Annotated in this window: 20 protein-coding genes; 13 read left to right on the top strand and 7 right to left on the bottom strand. The window is 49.3% G+C overall.

What is annotated here, in order from left to right; translation table 11 throughout:
- Positions 1 to 4 precede the first annotated feature (4 nt).
- From mlaC to murA, 4 genes are read left to right on the top strand one after another with little or no spacing between them, the layout of a single operon-like run.
- Positions 5 to 652: a phospholipid-binding protein MlaC gene (mlaC, locus tag AC6IB1_RS03815; protein ID WP_497567889.1), complete on the top strand. Its 648-nt coding sequence runs from the start codon at positions 5 to 7 to the stop codon at positions 650 to 652.
- The gene (locus AC6IB1_RS03820) at positions 649 to 972 is read left to right on the top strand and encodes an STAS domain-containing protein (RefSeq protein ID WP_040528193.1); all 324 of its coding nucleotides are present in this window, start codon (positions 649 to 651) and stop codon (positions 970 to 972) included. Before mlaC ends, AC6IB1_RS03820 begins: the two co-directional genes overlap by 4 nt.
- 2 nt (positions 973 to 974) lie before the next feature.
- Positions 975 to 1,232 carry a BolA family iron metabolism protein IbaG gene (gene ibaG, locus AC6IB1_RS03825; protein ID WP_114996190.1) on the top strand — a complete coding sequence of 86 codons (258 nt, stop codon included), beginning with the start codon at positions 975 to 977 and terminating at the stop codon, positions 1,230 to 1,232.
- Positions 1,233 to 1,248: 16 nt separating this feature from the next.
- Positions 1,249 to 2,505, top strand: a complete 1,257-nt coding sequence (gene murA, locus AC6IB1_RS03830; RefSeq protein WP_497567890.1) for a UDP-N-acetylglucosamine 1-carboxyvinyltransferase — start codon at positions 1,249 to 1,251, stop codon at positions 2,503 to 2,505.
- A gap of 70 nt (positions 2,506 to 2,575) precedes the next feature.
- Here murA and degS read toward each other — a convergent pair whose 3' ends face one another.
- The 3 genes from degS to zapG form a co-directional block, all read right to left on the bottom strand.
- The gene (gene degS / locus AC6IB1_RS03835) at positions 2,576 to 3,637 is read right to left on the bottom strand and encodes an outer membrane-stress sensor serine endopeptidase DegS (RefSeq protein WP_497567891.1); all 1,062 of its coding nucleotides are present in this window, start codon (positions 3,635 to 3,637) and stop codon (positions 2,576 to 2,578) included.
- 137 nt (positions 3,638 to 3,774) lie between these two features.
- Complete coding sequence (locus AC6IB1_RS03840; RefSeq protein ID WP_497567892.1) at positions 3,775 to 5,142, bottom strand: Do family serine endopeptidase; 1,368 nt, start codon at positions 5,140 to 5,142, stop codon at positions 3,775 to 3,777.
- 87 nt (positions 5,143 to 5,229) lie between these two features.
- Entirely contained in the window at positions 5,230 to 5,643 is a 414-nt protein-coding gene (zapG, locus tag AC6IB1_RS03845) for a Z-ring associated protein ZapG (RefSeq protein ID WP_005502168.1), read from the bottom strand.
- Positions 5,644 to 5,814: 171 nt separating this feature from the next.
- On the opposite strand from zapG, the gene zapE reads away from it, so the two are divergent.
- The 8 genes from zapE (at position 5,815) to sspB (ending at position 12,157) form a co-directional block, all read left to right on the top strand.
- A complete protein-coding gene (gene zapE / locus AC6IB1_RS03850; RefSeq protein WP_497567893.1) occupies positions 5,815 to 6,918 on the top strand; it encodes a cell division protein ZapE in 1,104 nt (367 codons plus the stop codon).
- A 233-nt stretch (positions 6,919 to 7,151) separates the two neighbouring features.
- Positions 7,152 to 7,580: a 50S ribosomal protein L13 gene (rplM, locus tag AC6IB1_RS03855; RefSeq protein ID WP_005502163.1), complete on the top strand. Its 429-nt coding sequence runs from the start codon at positions 7,152 to 7,154 to the stop codon at positions 7,578 to 7,580.
- A 12-nt stretch (positions 7,581 to 7,592) separates the two neighbouring features.
- Entirely contained in the window at positions 7,593 to 7,982 is a 390-nt protein-coding gene (rpsI, locus tag AC6IB1_RS03860) for a 30S ribosomal protein S9 (RefSeq protein WP_005502162.1), read from the top strand.
- A gap of 387 nt (positions 7,983 to 8,369) precedes the next feature.
- Entirely contained in the window at positions 8,370 to 8,960 is a 591-nt protein-coding gene (gene petA / locus AC6IB1_RS03865; RefSeq protein WP_497567894.1) for a ubiquinol-cytochrome c reductase iron-sulfur subunit, read from the top strand.
- The gene (locus tag AC6IB1_RS03870; protein WP_497567895.1) at positions 8,960 to 10,225 is read left to right on the top strand and encodes a cytochrome b; all 1,266 of its coding nucleotides are present in this window, start codon (positions 8,960 to 8,962) and stop codon (positions 10,223 to 10,225) included. Before petA ends, AC6IB1_RS03870 begins: the two co-directional genes overlap by 1 nt.
- The gene (locus AC6IB1_RS03875) at positions 10,222 to 10,959 is read left to right on the top strand and encodes a cytochrome c1 (protein ID WP_497567896.1); all 738 of its coding nucleotides are present in this window, start codon (positions 10,222 to 10,224) and stop codon (positions 10,957 to 10,959) included. The genes AC6IB1_RS03870 and AC6IB1_RS03875 overlap by 4 nt, the downstream gene beginning before the upstream one ends.
- A gap of 86 nt (positions 10,960 to 11,045) precedes the next feature.
- The gene (gene sspA, locus AC6IB1_RS03880) at positions 11,046 to 11,681 is read left to right on the top strand and encodes a stringent starvation protein SspA (RefSeq protein WP_005502158.1); all 636 of its coding nucleotides are present in this window, start codon (positions 11,046 to 11,048) and stop codon (positions 11,679 to 11,681) included.
- Positions 11,681 to 12,157, top strand: a complete 477-nt coding sequence (sspB, locus tag AC6IB1_RS03885; RefSeq protein WP_497567897.1) for a ClpXP protease specificity-enhancing factor — start codon at positions 11,681 to 11,683, stop codon at positions 12,155 to 12,157. The genes sspA and sspB overlap by 1 nt, the downstream gene beginning before the upstream one ends.
- Before the next feature lie 44 nt (positions 12,158 to 12,201).
- On the opposite strand, the gene AC6IB1_RS03890 is transcribed toward sspB, so the two are convergent.
- The 4 genes from AC6IB1_RS03890 to AC6IB1_RS03905 are packed head-to-tail and all read right to left on the bottom strand — an operon-like array spanning position 12,202 to position 15,525.
- Positions 12,202 to 12,738 carry a BON domain-containing protein gene (locus tag AC6IB1_RS03890; RefSeq protein WP_497567898.1) on the bottom strand — a complete coding sequence of 179 codons (537 nt, stop codon included), beginning with the start codon at positions 12,736 to 12,738 and terminating at the stop codon, positions 12,202 to 12,204.
- Between the two features lie 2 nt (positions 12,739 to 12,740).
- Positions 12,741 to 13,331, bottom strand: coding sequence for a phosphoheptose isomerase (locus AC6IB1_RS03895; protein ID WP_497567899.1), 591 nt, complete (start codon positions 13,329 to 13,331; stop codon positions 12,741 to 12,743).
- Between the two features lie 3 nt (positions 13,332 to 13,334).
- Positions 13,335 to 13,703 (bottom strand): YraN family protein, encoded by a 369-nt coding sequence (locus AC6IB1_RS03900; RefSeq protein WP_497567900.1) that lies wholly within the window; start codon positions 13,701 to 13,703, stop codon positions 13,335 to 13,337.
- Complete coding sequence (locus tag AC6IB1_RS03905) at positions 13,687 to 15,525, bottom strand: penicillin-binding protein activator (protein WP_497567901.1); 1,839 nt, start codon at positions 15,523 to 15,525, stop codon at positions 13,687 to 13,689. The genes AC6IB1_RS03900 and AC6IB1_RS03905 overlap by 17 nt, the downstream gene beginning before the upstream one ends.
- 55 nt (positions 15,526 to 15,580) lie before the next feature.
- On the opposite strand from AC6IB1_RS03905, the gene rsmI reads away from it, so the two are divergent.
- Complete coding sequence (rsmI, locus tag AC6IB1_RS03910; RefSeq protein WP_497567902.1) at positions 15,581 to 16,441, top strand: 16S rRNA (cytidine(1402)-2'-O)-methyltransferase; 861 nt, start codon at positions 15,581 to 15,583, stop codon at positions 16,439 to 16,441.
- Positions 16,442 to 16,444: the final 3 nt, after the last annotated feature.

The following is a 16,444-nucleotide window of genomic DNA, read 5'->3' on the forward strand; positions in this document are numbered from 1 at the left end:
AGTAATGAACAAGTGGATTGTGGCTTTCGTGGCGATGCTGGGTATCGTCTTTTCCTCTTTGTCAGTGGCGGCAGAAATCGACGCGAAAAACCCCTATACCTTGATTAATTCAGTGGCAGACAATGCATTTAGCCGCTTGAAAGCGGACAAAGAACAATACATTGCCAATCCGGAGTTACTGCGGGACGTCGTTAAGCAAGAGTTAATGCCCTACATCAATGTACGTTATGCCGCATTGAAAGTGCTGGGCCCGCAGGCACGGAAAGCAAGCAAGGAAGAGCGCGATCTGTTTACCGAGGCGTTTTATGATTATCTGGTTGCGTCTTACGCGCAAATCCTGACCCAGTACACCGATCAGGAGATCGTTGTGGAGCAGGAAAAAGAGATTGATGACAAACGTAAAGTCGTGTCTGTCCGTGTCGACATTCTGGATAAAGCGCGTCCGCCTATCCGTCTAGACTTTGCTTTGCGCAAAAACGGTAAAACTGAAGAATGGCAAGGTTTCGATGTTCAGGTTGAAGGCGTCAGCATGTTGGATACCAAAACCAGTGAATGGAGTGGAGAGCTGCGCAAAAACGGTATTGAAGCCGTCGCCAAACAATTGATTGAACGAGCAAAAGCACCGATCACCCGAGAAGGCAGTGAATCGTGAGTGATACACTATCTTTTCAAAAGCACACAAATGGGGATTACTGCTTGTCAGGAGAGCTTGATCGTGACACAGTTCCCGCATTTTGGCATCGGCGTGCCGATTGGTTGCCCAGTGATGAGCGGGTGTTGCTCGATTTATCGTCACTAAAGCGAATCGATTCGGCAGGCATGGCGATGTTGCTCCATTTGCAGCAAACCCTCATTGAAAACCATCAAACACTGGTGTTGAGCGGCATTCCCACGCAACTTCGTGTGCTGCTGCAATTGAGCAATGTGGAAAATATTATTATTGATGAAAGCGCATCGGTTGACGGGGAATAGTTGTGGAACCTACAGAAATCAAAGTTATTCTTGAGCAAGCCCTTACCCTGGATGAAATCCATGTTAAAGGCGATGGTAGTCACTTTGAGGTTATTGCTATTGGCGACATGTTTGACGGTATGTCTCGTGTTAAAAAGCAACAAACGATTTATGGTCCACTGATGGAACATATCAGAACCAATGCGATCCATGCCCTTAGCATCAAAGCGCTGACCCCTGCTGAATGGGCGCGCGATAAAAAACTGATGCAACCGCTATAAGTTCACGAGGAACAGCATGCAAAAATTCCGTGTCCACGGTGGTGGCCCACTACGTGGTGAAGTCACAATTTCAGGTGCCAAGAATGCGGCACTGCCTATTTTGTTTGCCGCGTTGCTGGCTGAAGAGCCCGTAGAGGTTGCTAACGTTCCGAAACTGCGTGATATCGACACCACCATGGAGTTGCTGTCACGTTTGGGGGCCAAGGTATCACGCAATGGCTCTGTCCATGTTGACGCCAGTGAGATTAACGAGTTCTGTGCACCCTATGAGTTAGTAAAAACCATGCGTGCTTCAATCTGGGCTCTCGGCCCACTGGTTGCGCGTTTCGGTAAAGGTGAAGTATCTCTGCCGGGAGGATGTGCGATTGGCGCCCGCCCGGTTGACCTGCATATTCATGGTCTGGAGCAATTGGGTGCGACGATCACTTTGGATGAAGGGTATGTCAAAGCTCACGTTGATGGCCGCCTGAAAGGCGCACACATCGTGATGGACAAGGTCAGCGTAGGCGCCACTGTGACCATTATGTCAGCGGCTACGCTGGCTGAAGGCACTACCGTGATTGAAAACGCTGCCCGAGAGCCGGAAATTGTTGATTGTGCCAAGTTCCTGAATATGCTGGGCGCAAAAATTACCGGAGCTGGCTCTGACACCATCACCATTGAAGGGGTTGAGCGTCTGGGCGGTGGTTACCACGAAGTGGTGGCTGACCGTATTGAAACCGGTACCTTTCTGGTGGCTGCCGCCGTGTCTGGCGGTAAGGTGATCTGCCGAAATACATCCCCAAAATTGATGGAAGCGGTACTGGCAAAACTGGAAGAAGCCGGCGCGCTGGTGGAAAGCGGTGAAGACTGGATCGCGTTGGATATGACGGGCCGTGAACTGAAAGCTGTGAATATCCGCACAGCGCCACATCCGGGCTTCCCAACAGACATGCAGGCGCAATTTACCCTGCTGAACCTGATTGCAAAAGGAACCGGTATCATCACCGAAACCATATTTGAAAACCGCTTTATGCATGTACCTGAACTTCAGCGTATGGGAGCCCATGCGGAAATAGAAGGTAATACCGTGGTGTGCGGTGATTGTGACGGCCTGAGTGGTGCGCAAGTAATGGCAACCGATCTGCGTGCCTCTGCAAGTCTGGTTATTGCCGGAGCGATTGCGAAAGGCGAAACCATTGTTGACCGCATTTATCACATCGACCGTGGTTATGAACATATCGAAGACAAGCTGAAGAAGCTGGGTGTCAGCATTGAGCGTTTTAGTGACTGATACCCGATGAATAGATAAAAGGCCACTTGGGTTTGCCAAGTGGCCTTTTTGTCTGAGGTATTCCCCTAGCTTACAATGTGTCTTCACCGATGGTAACGACCACTTCCAGCGATTGACCTTGACGAATCACGGTGAAGGGGACCTTGGTACCAGGACGGGTGTCCGCCACAATATCAAGGGTACTGCGGAAACTGCTGATGGGGTTACCGTTAATTGCCACAATCAAATCATTCACCATCAGACCTGAACGTGCGGCAGGGCCATTCGGTTCCATACTGGCTATTAATACACCCCGCAGCTCTTCTGCATCAAGGAGCCTTGCCATCACGGGATTAACTTCACGCCCTTCAACACCAATGTAGCCGCGGATCACCCGGCCATCCGCAATCAGCTTTTGCATGATTTTCAGCGTCAGTGAGTAGGGGATAGCGAAAGAGATCCCATAGGTATCAATGTCAGTGGCCTGTTGGAATGAGGCTGTGTTAATCCCTACCAGCTCCCCCCGACTGTTCACCAGGGCACCACCGGAGTTTCCCTTGTTGATTGCCGCATCTGTCTGGAGAAAGTCTTGCCGTCTGTTGAAGCTCATTCCCGGGCGACCGGTGGCGGAAATGATGCCGAATGTTGTGGTTTGCCCCAGGTTGTAGGGATTACCGATGGCAAGAACCACATCGCCCACGGCTGGTTTATAGCTGTCGTTAAATGGGATCACCGGCAGGTTATCCAGCTCTATTTTTAATACTGCCAGATCCGTGCGCTGATCTTTCCCCACCAATTGTGCGGTGCTGATGCGTCCATCCTGCAGGGCGACAATGATTTGATCGGCACGTGCAACTACATGGTAATTGGTGACGATATAACCTTTGTCACTCATGATCACTCCGGAGCCAAGGCCTTCCGCATTGAGTTGCAGACGGTTTTCTGCGCTATAACGGCGAGTGTAAATGTTGACAACAGCAGGGGAAGCCCGTCTGACCGCGTAATTGTATGACAGCAGGCTGTTATCGCTCTCAAAGCTCGCCAGTGCGGTGTTGGGTAAGAGTTGGGAGGTTCGCAGAGAGGGGATGGCGATAAGCAGCACCGCAGCGACAAAGACGCCGTAACCCACAGAACGTGCTAAAAAAGCCAGCATGCGACTCCCCATAAAAATGTAAAGATCAAACCATGAGGATACCACTGAATATTGGGTAAGAGTAGCTGGCTTCGGGCAATAAAAAGAGCCTGGCAGGGCCAGGCTCATGATGTTTGACAGAGTTGAACGGTGTGCGATTAGCGGATCACCAGATACAGGGTAGAATCACCACGCAGAATGTTCAACGCCAGCACAGACGGTTTGGCTTCAAGTTGCTTACGAAGATCGCCAAGGTTTTTCACTTTAGTTCGGTTAAAACCAACAATTACATCACCTTGCTTCAATCCGTAACGCTCTGCAATTGACCCTTTTTCAACCGCTGAAACACGTACACCAGCAATGTTGCCTTGTGAGTAGTTCTCAAGCTCAGCGCCGGTCAATGCTTCGTGCAAGGTTTCCGCATTGGCTTTTGCCAAATTGGCTTCTTCTAACTTGGCAGTGACCGTTTTCCGTTTTCCGTCCCGGATAATGCCAAGCTTCACTTCTTTACCTGCCCCCAGGGTGGCTATTTTGGCACGAAGTTCGCCGAAGCTGCGGATTTCTTTGCCGTTAACGGAAGTGATGATATCGCCAGCTTCGATGCCGGCTTTATCAGCGGCAGAGTCTGGTACGATTTGGCTGACAAATGCACCATGGTTGGTTTCATAACCGAAGGCTTCTGCCAGTTCTGATGTCAGCTCGCCGCCCTGGACACCCAGTACGCCGCGCTTCACTTCACCAAACTCTAGGATTTGCTCGACCAAGTTTTTCGCCATGTTCACCGGAATGGCAAAGCCGATACCCACGTTGCCACCATTTGGGCCTAGAATGGCGGTGTTGATCCCGACCAGTTCACCGTTGAGATTGACCAGTGCGCCGCCGGAATTGCCGCTATTAATTGCGGCGTCGGTCTGGATGAAATTTTCGAAATTTTCGAGGTTCAGGCCACTGCGACCCAGCGCAGAGATGATCCCAGATGTCACTGTCTGGCCAAGGCCAAACGGGTTACCGATAGCAATAGCAAAATCACCGACACGGAGTGCATCGGAATCTGCCATTTTTATTTCAGTGAGGTCTACGGCTTTTTCAAGTTTGAGCAATGCCACGTCAGACATGCCATCACTACCAATGAGCTCGGCGTTATATTCGCGGCCGTCATGTAACTGAACGCGGATTTTGTTTGCGCCGTCAATCACGTGGTGGTTAGTGATCACATACCCTTTATCTGCATCAATAATGACGCCCGAACCCAACCCCCGGAATGGGCGTTCCCTGACTTGTTCAGATGGAAAGTCAGGGCCAAAGAAGAAGCGGAATGATTCAGGAATGCGTTGCTTTGATGTGTGGCTACCTTCAACCGCAATGCTGACAACAGCCGGGCTGACCGCTTCCAGCATGGGTGCAAGGCTTGGCAGGCTCTCGCCGGCAACGGTAGTCGGAAGCGCCGCCGTTGCCGGTAGGGCAGTCATAGTGGTACTGATGGCGAGTGCCAACGCACTCAACGTAAGCAAAGACTTCTTTTTCATATACACTCCCCTCAATAGGTACGTTTTACTAGAGTGGGGATGGCTTCAAAAAGTTCAATGCCCCGTTATGTAATATTTGCGATCGACTTAACTCGCTTTGCTGGTCTCTTTGTAGCCTTTCAGCAATCCAGAAGCACCTTCGGAATAATCACGGGGAGGCTCCTGAGATGTGGAGTGTTCGTCAGTCACTTCTGACAGTTTGCTGATGCGCTTGGCAAACGGGTTATCTTGCTCTGGCAGGTTGGGCATCAGCTCTGCAGAGGTGTTAGCCATGTGCTGGTACAGTTTGCTGTAGTCTTTGGAAATCGTATCGAGAAGGTCTGCGCTCTTGGCAAAATGATCAACCAGCTCCTGGCGGTATTGCTCCAACTCGTAGCGTGATTTTTCCAACTCTTTTTTCAGATCTTTTTGTTGCGGGTTATCCCGCATTGTCAGACGGGCAATGATAAAACCAATCACAATACCAATGACCACAAAAACCAGTGTGTTAATCCAAGCCATAAGTGCTCCTTAACCTATTCCAACGGATTGGATGAATTGCAATTTTTTGCCTGGATAATGGCAGAGAAAAGAAAACTGCAAACCCTGAGTTTACTATACATGGCAAGATAGGTGCGTGGTACTATTGATTTTAAGACCACCGATGTCCCCAGTGTAAAGTTAGGTTCAAGGATGACGCCACTAGAGCAATACTGTAAAGACTTACTAAGACCAGATTTTTTTGAAGACGCTTCACAGCGCAACGCCGTGGAGAAACTCGAGAACCTTTATCACCGTCTTGTTGCCCGTGCGAATGCACCGGCTGAAAAGCCAGGGTTCCTGCAATTGCTGTTTAAAAAGAAAGCAGACCGGAAAGAGCCGGAACGGGGGCTGTATTTTTGGGGGGGCGTTGGTCGCGGCAAAACCTATTTAGTAGATACATTCTTTGAGAGCCTGCCTTTTGAAAAGAAGCTGCGGATGCACTTTCACCGCTTTATGCACCGCGTGCACCAAGAGCTGAAATTGCTCGACGGCCAGCAGGATCCGCTACAAAAAATTGCTGATAAGCTGGCAGATGAAGCTCATATACTTTGCTTTGATGAATTCTTCGTTTCTGACATTACTGACGCCATGATTCTGGGGACGTTGATGGAGGCATTGTTTGATCGCGGGATCTGCCTTGTCGCTACGTCTAATATTGTGCCGGATGATCTATACCGGAATGGTCTCCAGCGTGCACGTTTCCTGCCAGCGATTGCGTTGATCAACCGGCACTGTGAGGTGGTCAATGTTGACGCTGGTACAGACTACCGTCTCCGTACCCTTGAACAGGCAGAAATCTATCATTTCCCACTTGATGAAAAAGCCGGGGAAAACCTCAAGGAGTATTTTTACAAACTGGCAACAGAACCTTGCTTTTCTTCCCATGAGATAGAAATCAATCACCGAAAATTGATTGCGGAGCGGGAGTCGGAAGGCGTAGTGCACTTTGAGTTTGCCACGTTATGTGACAGCCCACGCAGTCAGTCAGATTACATAGAAATAGCCAGACTCTATCACACCGTGCTATTGGCAAATGTGCCACAAATGGGGGCTTCTTCTGATGATGCTGCTCGCCGTTTTATTGCCATGGTGGATGAATTTTATGAAAGGCACGTAAAACTCATCATTTCTGCTGAGGTAGCCCTGAATTTACTGTATACAGACGGTAGGCTTAACTTCGAATTCAAGCGCTGTATATCCCGCTTAAAGGAGATGCAAAGCCATGATTATCTGGCATTGGAGCATCTGCCGTAACCCGTTGTGTACTCCTTACAGTATTATGAATAACCAGTTGGAGAAAAATTCAGGACTTTTTTTGAAAAAAAGGTGATTTTTTCTCCACCCTTCCTTATAATCCTGCGACCCACCGTTACTGTTGAAAGGCTAAGGCCGAGGGATCCACCACTCGAAGGGGTGTTGAATGGGCTCTTAACAGTGGGAGCGAGAGCTCCTTAAGTGAAATCTAAATTTATCGGGTATTTATTAGCATGAAAACATTCGTTGCTAAACCAGAAACTGTAAAACGCGACTGGTACATTGTAGACGCAGAAGGTAAAACTCTGGGTCGTATCGCAACTGAAATCGCATCTCGTCTGCGTGGTAAGCATAAGCCGGAGTACACTCCACACGTTGACACTGGTGACTACATTGTGGTTATCAATGCGGAAAAAGTGAAAGTAACTGGCGCGAAAACAACTGACAAGATGTACTACCACCACACTGGTTTTATGGGTGGCATCAAGTCAATCAGCTTCGACAAACTGATCGCTAAGAAACCAGAAATGGTTATCGAGCTTGCTGTTAAAGGTATGCTGCCACGCGGTCCTCTAGGTCGTGCAATGTTCCGTAAACTGAAAGTTTACGCGGGCGCTGAGCACAAGCACGCGGCACAACAACCGCAAGTACTGGACATCTAAGGGGATTAAACAATGGCAGAACAATACTACGGCACTGGTCGTCGCAAGAGCTCTGCAGCTCGCGTATTCATCAAACCGGGCAGCGGCAACATCGTAATCAACAAGCGTTCTCTGGAAACCTACTTCGGTCGTCCAACTGCTCGCATGGTTGTAATGCAACCTCTTGAGCTGGTGGAAATGACTGAGAAGCTGGATCTGTACATCACTGTTTCTGGTGGTGGTATTTCTGGTCAAGCAGGTGCTATCCGTCATGGTATCACCCGTGCGCTGATGGAGTACGATGAAACTCTGCGTCCTACACTGCGCGCAGCTGGTTTCGTTACTCGTGACGCACGTCGCGTTGAACGTAAGAAAGTTGGTCTGCGTAAAGCACGTCGTCGTCCACAATTCTCTAAGCGTTAATACGCTTCCGGCTGAGCCGGGAATTATGGTCCGAAAAGCCTGGCTTATGCCAGGCTTTTTCTTGCCTATCAAAGAGTTAGTCTTTGAGTTAATGCACATTCTGTGCGCCTCTCCCCTGTTTGCCTATTTTAACATTTTAGTAAATTTTCTTTTTTGGCAGTTAGTTAAAAAAAACGGTGCATACCTCACATTTGTTACAAAAAGGTAGCTTTATCTTGTCAAAAAGTGGGGTTTTCCTTATCATTTAGGCGGCGTATTAATAGGCTTTTGTTGGATAATCTGCCCATTTTTACGTCAGAAAAATTCTTAATTTGAGTTAGCCGTACGCTCCAGGGACGCATAAGGACAGTTATAAGAATCCATGCGGGAGCACATGGGAGAATGTGGATGAGCAATGCGCCAGTGAATTCCGGCCGACGCCGTTTCCTGACCCTATCAACCGCAGTGGTTGGTGGTGTGGGTGCAGCAGCAGTCGCTGTACCTTTTATCAAGTCATGGAACCCTAGCGCCAAAGCAAAGGCAGCCGGTGCCCCGGTAGAAGTCGATATTAGTAAGATTGAAGAAGGTCAGTTAATCAGGGTGATTTGGCAGGGCAAGCCGGTCTGGGTTGTTCGCCGTGGCGAACAGATGCTGGGAACGTTAAATGAGATTGGCGATCAGCTACGTGACCCTGACTCTCTTGAACCCCAGCAGCCTGAGTATGCCGGCAATACTTATCGTTCAGTAAAACCAGAAATTTTTGTTGCTGTTGGTTTGTGTACTCATCTGGGGTGCTCACCAACCTATTTGCCGGACAGCTTTAGCGAGCAGGTTGAAGGGGTTGCTGCCGGGTTTTTCTGCCCGTGCCATGGCTCCAAGTTTGACATGGCGGGTCGTGTTTTCAAAAGTGTACCAGCGCCACTTAATCTGGTTGTTCCACCTTATACGTACCTTAATGATCACCGCATTTTGGTTGGTGCAGATGAGGGGACAGCGTAATGGAAAACTTACTTAACTGGTTTGAGAAACGTCTTCCTTCGATGAATGCGTATAAAAAGCATTTGTCTGAATACCCGATGCCGAAAAACTTTAATTTCTGGTACCTGTTTGGCTCACTAGCCATGTTGGTACTGGTAAACCAGCTATTGACCGGCATCTGGTTAACCATGAGCTATAACCCTTCTGCGGAAGGGGCTTTTGCGTCAATTGAGTACATCATGCGTGATGTTGAGTACGGATGGTTGTTGCGCTATATGCACTCCACCGGGGCTTCTGCATTCTTTGTGGTGGTGTACCTGCACATGTTTCGTGGCTTGATTTACGGTTCTTACCAGAAACCACGCGAACTGCTATGGGTGTTTGGGATGCTGATTTTCCTGGCCTTGATGGCAGAAGCTTTCATGGGCTACCTGTTGCCTTGGGGACAGATGTCTTACTGGGGTGCTCAGGTGATTATCTCCCTATTTGGTGCGATTCCGGTTATCGGTGACGACCTGACATTGTGGATCCGCGGTGACTACGTGCTGTCTGGGGCGACATTGAACCGCTTCTTCGCACTTCATGTAGTGGCGTTGCCTATCGTGATCCTGTTGTTGGTTGTGCTTCACATCCTAGCGCTGCATGAAGTGGGCTCGAATAACCCGGACGGTATCGAAACCAAATTGCCAAAAGGCACTAAAGGTGAAGGTTACGAAACCCAGTTCCCGTTCCATGAGTACTACACCAAGAAATACGACATCATCGATTCTGTCCCATTCCATCCTTATGGCACAGTGAAAGACCTCGTTGGTGTGGGTATCTTTGGTATCCTGTTTGCCTATGTGATTTTCTTCAACCCAGAGATGGGCGGCTACTTCCTTGAACCACCAAACTTTGAAGCAGCGAACCCGTTGAAGACGCCTGAGCACATTGCACCGGTATGGTACTTCACGCCGTTCTATGCGATTTTGCGGGCGGTGCCTGACAAACTGTTGGGGGTTGTGTTGATGGGCCTCTCCATCGCTGTTCTGTTCCTGTTGCCATGGCTGGATCGCTGTAAGGTACGCTCTTATCGCTACCGTAGCAAAATCCACCTGGCGAATATTGCGCAGTTTACAGTTTCATTCATTGCGCTGGGTATTCTGGGTGCACTTCCTGCAACTCCAACTTATACCCTGTTGGCACAGATATTCAGCTTTGGTTATTTCATGTTCTTCGTCGCGCTGTTCTTCTACAGCAAAAGTGAAGCAACCAAACCATTACCGGAGAGGGTGAACTACAAATGAAGAAGTGGATTGTAATGCTGTTCGCACTGCTGCCTTCTCTAGTGATGGCGGCAGGTGCAAAAGTACCTTTAGATGCGGCGAACAATGACTTGTCTGATAAAGCCTCGCTCCAAAACGGTGCCAAGCTGTTTATGAACTATTGCCTGGGGTGCCATACCACGCAGTATCAGCGTTATGAACGTATTGCCGAAGATCTGGATATACCCAAAGAGTTGATGATGGAGAATCTGGTGTTCGACAGCAACGCGAAAATTGGCGATTTGGTGCAAAATGCAATTACGGCGGAGGATGCAGCGACGTTTTTTGGTGCACCGGCACCAGACCTGACGTTGGTGGCACGTGTTCGCGGTACAGACTGGATTTACACTTATCTGCGTTCGTTTTATGAAGACCCGTCACGTCCGTTTGGGGTGAATAATACCGTGTTTCCGAGCGTCGGTATGCCCCATGTATTGGAAGAGTTGCAAGGCACGCCGGTCAAACAATACAAGACAGTGTTGGTTGACGGCAAACAGGTGCAGGAATTTGTGGGTATCGAGTCTTTGGGTAATGGAGAGCTTAGCCCTGATGAATATGACGATGCCGTGCGTGACTTGGTTAACTTCCTGGAATACTCCGGTGAGCCAAACAAGCTGGAACGTCAGCAAATGGGTTACTGGGTCATTGGCTTCATCATCATTTTCCTGATCCTTGCCATTTTGCTCAAGAAAGAGTATTGGCGTGACGTTCACTGATCGGTTAATCTAGTGAGTTACTGATCCACAATGGGAGCAGGTGCTCCCATTGTTTTTTCTATAGATGAAACATTCTGGAGGGGTTAATGGCTGTTGCCGCCAATAAACGCTCGGTGATGACGTTGTATTCAGACGCATCAGACATGTATAGCCATCAGGTTCGCATCGTTCTGGCAGAGAAAGGTGTGACATACGAGATTGAGCTTGTTGATCCAAATAACCTGCCAGAGGATTTACTTGATCTGAATCCGTATAACTCGGTACCGACTCTGGTTGACCGTGAATTGGCGTTGTACAACGCAAATATCATCATGGAATACCTGGATGAGCGTTTCCCACATCCACCGCTAATGCCTGTTTATCCGGTAGCGCGTGGTAACAGCCGTCTCATGATGTACCGTATCGAACGTAATTGGTACTCACTGGCTGAGAAAATTGAAAAAGGCAATGCAGAAGAAGCTGACAAAGCTCGCCGTCAATTGCGTGAAGAGCTGCTGGCACTGGCGCCGGTATTTGCCGAGTATCCATTCTTTATGAGCGAAGAGTTCAGCCTGGTTGACTGTTATCTGGCACCGCTTCTGTGGCGTTTGCCTGTGATGGGTATTGAACTCAGTGGTCCAGGTGCAAAGGAAGTGAAAACCTATATGGCACGTGTCTTTGAACGTGATTCTTTCTTGGCTTCCCTGACCGAAGCTGAGCGTGAGATGCGTCTGGCGCAGTAATGGGCGACATCAATCTTACACCCCGACGCCCGTACCTATTACGGGCGTTTTATGACTGGCTGCTGGACAACGATCTTACCCCCCATCTGGTGGTAGATGCGACGATGCCTTATGTGAACGTACCTTTTGAGTATGTTCAGGAAGGTCAGATCGTGCTGAACATTGCGCCGCGTGCAGTGGGTAATCTCGAATTGGGTAACGAAAAAGTGAGCTTTAATGCCCGCTTTGGCGGAAGGCCAATGCTGGTGACAGTCCCACTGTATGCAGTTATGGCGATTTATGCCCGTGAAAACGGTGCAGGTACGATGTTCGATCCTGAACCTGCCTACGAAGAAGAATTGGCACGTCTTGATGCTGAGCCAGAACTGAACGCGGTAGAGCAGGATTCTCAGGATGCATCACAACAGAAGTCAGACGATGAGTCAGTTACGGAACTGAGACCCAAAGGCCGCCCGACACTGACGGTCGTCAAATAAAAAAAGCAGCTTCGGCTGCTTTTTTATTTCATCAGAACGGGAAGTTATTGCGGCTCGTAATACTGGAAGCCTTTGATCACTTGCTTTACCCCGCTTAGGTTTCGGGCAATGTTAGTCGCTTCGTCTGCCTGTGTCCGGGTAACATAACCCAGCAAAAACACTTCACCGTCTTCGGTGATGACTTTAATGTTCACATTACGGAGCTTTTTGCTGGCGATAAGGGCAGATTTCACCTTAGTGGTGATCCAGGTGTCCTTGGAAACGTCGCTGACAGACAGAGGCGCTTTGATACGTATTTGGTCGTAAACCGTCTCTACATCATCCAGCTCGCGAACTTTGGTCACCAGTGCGTGTTTAAGCGCGTCGGTCCTTGCCTGGCCAATCAATAACAGTTTTCCTTCATACGAGACGGCGTTGACCCGGGTGTCACCTTTAAACGGGGCCTTGTTGACGATCCCTGCGACAGCCATTTCTAACTGGGTGTCTTGCCATTCTGTTTGTGCGGTTCGGGTATCCTGCTCATAGATCGCAGAACAGGCACTTAATCCCAATAACACTGTCAGTAAAAGCGCCTTTTTCATGGTTACTCTCCGTGTGTCGGGAACAGGTACTGGTCAATCAAATCACACAAGGTATGTAAGGTTACTAAATGAACCTCTTGCACGCGAGAGGTACGCTGTGATGGAATGCGGATTTCGACGTCTTGCTCACCCAAAAGGCCTGCCATTTCACCGCCGTCTTTACCGGTAAGTGCCACAATGGTCATATCACGGGTCACTGCCGCTTCCATCGCTTTAATGATGTCTTTGCTGTTACCACTGGTGGAAATCGCTAACAACACATCGCCGCCCTGGCCAAAGGCACGGACCTGCTTGGAAAAGACTTCATCGTGGTGATAGTCGTTGGCCACCGCGGTGAGGGTGACGGTATCGGCGGTCAATGCCAGTGCCGGCAAACTTGGACGCTCGGTTTCAAAGCGGTTTAGCAGGCAAGACGCAAAGTGCTGTGCATTGGCTGCGGAGCCACCGTTACCGCAACAGAGGATCTTGTTGCCGTTTAACAGACACTGAACCATGATCATTGCGGCCTGAGAAATATGCTCAGGCAATGCTTCAGCAGCCGCAATTTGTGTCTGAATACTTTCGGTGAAGCTCTCTTTGATGCTCTCTAGCATTGATTACCCTTCAAATACGATATTTTTTATCCAGTTTACCGAGTTTACACTGCCTTCAAAAGTCACGGCATCAAATCGAAACTCGGTATGTGTTGCAGATAGTCCTTTTTTAGCCATCCAGAGATAGGCTGCTTTTAGCATGCGTTGCTGTTTCTGTCGGGAAATAGTCGCGATAGCGCCACCATAAGAGGCCTGTTTCCTGTATTTGACTTCAACAAACACAATGCAGCTTTTTTCGCGCATAATGAGATCAAGTTCGCCGCCTTTAAAGCGAGCGTTTTTATCGAGAGTGGTCAGGCCCTGCCGCTCAAGAAAGCGGCAGGCTTGGTTTTCGTAGTGATCGCCGGTCTGTTTCCTATTTAACAGAAACAATACCCTGATCCCCAAACTTCGCCCAGGAGACAGTGCGGTTAATGGTGCAGTAATTGCCGATGGAAAGCTCTCCGGAGTGACCTTCAAACCGGTATTCTGGCATTGCTTGCATTTGCGGCAGGGCTTCAATCAACGCATAGGCATCCATACCAAGGGCGTAGAGGCGGATCGTTCCGTTATCAAGCCCCGACCAAAGTTGATTGAACCTCGCTGCTTCAGGCGTGTTTGGTTCAACCAATAAGGGGACGTCACTGAATTCAATGCCCCTGAGTTCACCAATCTCGCCCACGCCGTTTACCCGGTTGTTGGAGCGCGAGCTGGCATATAGCTTAGGGGGGACGACGTCTGGATTGATGGCCACTTCAATAAACGGCTTCAGCAGGGTCAGCTCAGCGGCATTGGCAACCAGGTAGACTGCATCGATATCGCGGCGGCTGCGCTTCTCTGCTTCCATATCCAGACCAAGCAGTTGTTTCATCTGCTGGATGCGTCCCAGGCTTTCGGTCAAACCAAATACGCGCTGGACAGTTTGTTGCATTGTGGCCTGGTTTTTGAAGTATTCCACTGCTACCGGCTCTCCGGTTTGAGCTTCCCACTGTTTGGAAAAAGCCTCGCTGACCCGGCGGCCAAATCCGTTATTTGGCGCAATAACCAGTGGATACCGGTGTTGGTTTTGGGCGATATGAATGGCTGCCTGTTCAGCTTCCTGTTCTGGAGAGAGAGTAAAGAAGCAGGTATTGATTGCTCCTTCTTCTTTTGGAATGTTCAGTGCAAGTGTCGGAAATGCGTTCTGGCTAACCGTCAGAAATTCATCCACTTTGTCTTTTTGCAAAGGCCCAATCACGAACTCGATGTTATCTGCACGCAATTGCTTGATGATGTCTGGTATCGACATCGCGTTGGTGTCGTAAAACCTGACTGACGGTGCATTGTTGGCAGAATCATCGTCCAGCAGTGCCTGCACCAATCCATTACGGATCGCCTCTCCCTGGAGAGCAAATTTGTCGCTTAAGGGCAGCAACACAGCAATGCGTTGTGGACGGAAGATTTCCATCGACTGTAATGCGGTGAGGTTTTTCGGCAGATATCGGTTTGCAGGATGAGACGGGTTGGCCGCCAGCCATTGGTTCAGGGCTTCTTGTTGCTGGGCCGGGTGACCCGCATACTGACGATATAGGGAGGCCAATTCCACCCAACCATGGAGCACAGGGGCAGTGGTTGTGGAAAGGGCGTTGAGTTTGGACGGTGACATATTTACCAACAGTGCCCAAACATGTTCCCAATTCTGTTGTTTGACATCATCGTCAGTGATGTAAGGCGAGCCTTCTGAATAGGAAATAACTGCGCCTAGGATATTATCCAGTGCTTCGTATAGCTCACCTTTTAACAGATAGTAGCGTTGGTATTGCAATGCCGGAATCCACCAGCCTGACTGTAAGTTCAGGTTATCCAGTGCGGTCTGCAGATCCCCTTTTTGTTTTGAAAGCAGGGCTCGATTCAATTGCCATTCTGACAGTTGCAGTGGGGTCAGCGGCAGCTTTGCAATGCGGCTGACCAACACGTCAGCTTGTGCATATTGTTTTTCGGCAATCAGTGCTTTTAATGCCAATAGATACCAGTCAACCTTGGCATCCCCTGTATCGGTTTCCGCTTGAAGTAAATAAAACGTCGATGACTCCTGTACCGGCGCGGTGATGTCATATTGAGGAATTTGCTCAACAGGCGTTACGCCCGAGCACGCTGACAATACCAATGCCAGTACGATTGGCGGGAGAACTCGTGATACACTTTTGCACTTATGGGTTATTTTACGCATGAACATCTTCTGTCCGTAACTTGTTACCCCCTATATTAATCGCCGAAGGGTTGTGAAACAAATGACTGATGAAACTTCAACCATGGTTGATGTCTCAACTTTATATATCGTACCGACACCGATCGGAAACCTAGGGGATATCACCCAGCGTGCCTTGGAGATTTTACAGCAGGTTGACATCATTGCTGCCGAAGATACCCGCCACACTGGTAAACTGTTATCCCATTTTGGCATCACCACCCGAACTTTCGCCTTACATGACCATAATGAACAACAGAAAGCCGACTTTCTGATTGAAAAGTTGGTTGCAGGCCAGAGCATAGCGTTGGTTTCCGATGCCGGCACCCCGTTGATATCAGACCCAGGCTACCATCTGGTGACGCGTTGTCGTCAGGCAGGGGTTAAGGTTGTGCCTTTGCCGGGACCGTGTGCAGTGATCACCGCATTGAGTGCGTCTGGCTTGCCGTCTGACCGCTTCAGTTTTGAAGGTTTCCTGCCGCCCAAAAGTAAAGGGCGACGGGACAAGTTCGCTGAAATTGCAGCTGATCCACGCACTTTGATTTTCTATGAGTCGCCGCACCGTATTCTCGAAACGCTCGATGACATGCTGGCAGTGCTGGGAGCCGAACGCCAGGTCGTGCTGGCCCGTGAGCTGACAAAAACTTATGAAACCATTCATGGTGCCCCCTTGGGTGAGCTGATTGAGTGGCTGCATCAGGACAGTAACCGCATCCGTGGTGAAATGGTGCTTTTAGTGGCTGGCCACCGTGCAGAAAAAGAGGATCTGCCATTGGATGCCATCAAAGCCGTGACCTTGCTTGCCAAAGAGCTGCCGCTCAAGAAAGCGTCTGCTATTGCCGCTGAGCTTTATGGTGTGAAGAAAAATGCACTTTATAAATGGGGATTGGAAAATCTGGCGTAAGTC

The sequence above is a fragment of the Grimontia sp. THUN1695 genome, from assembly GCF_059704325.2.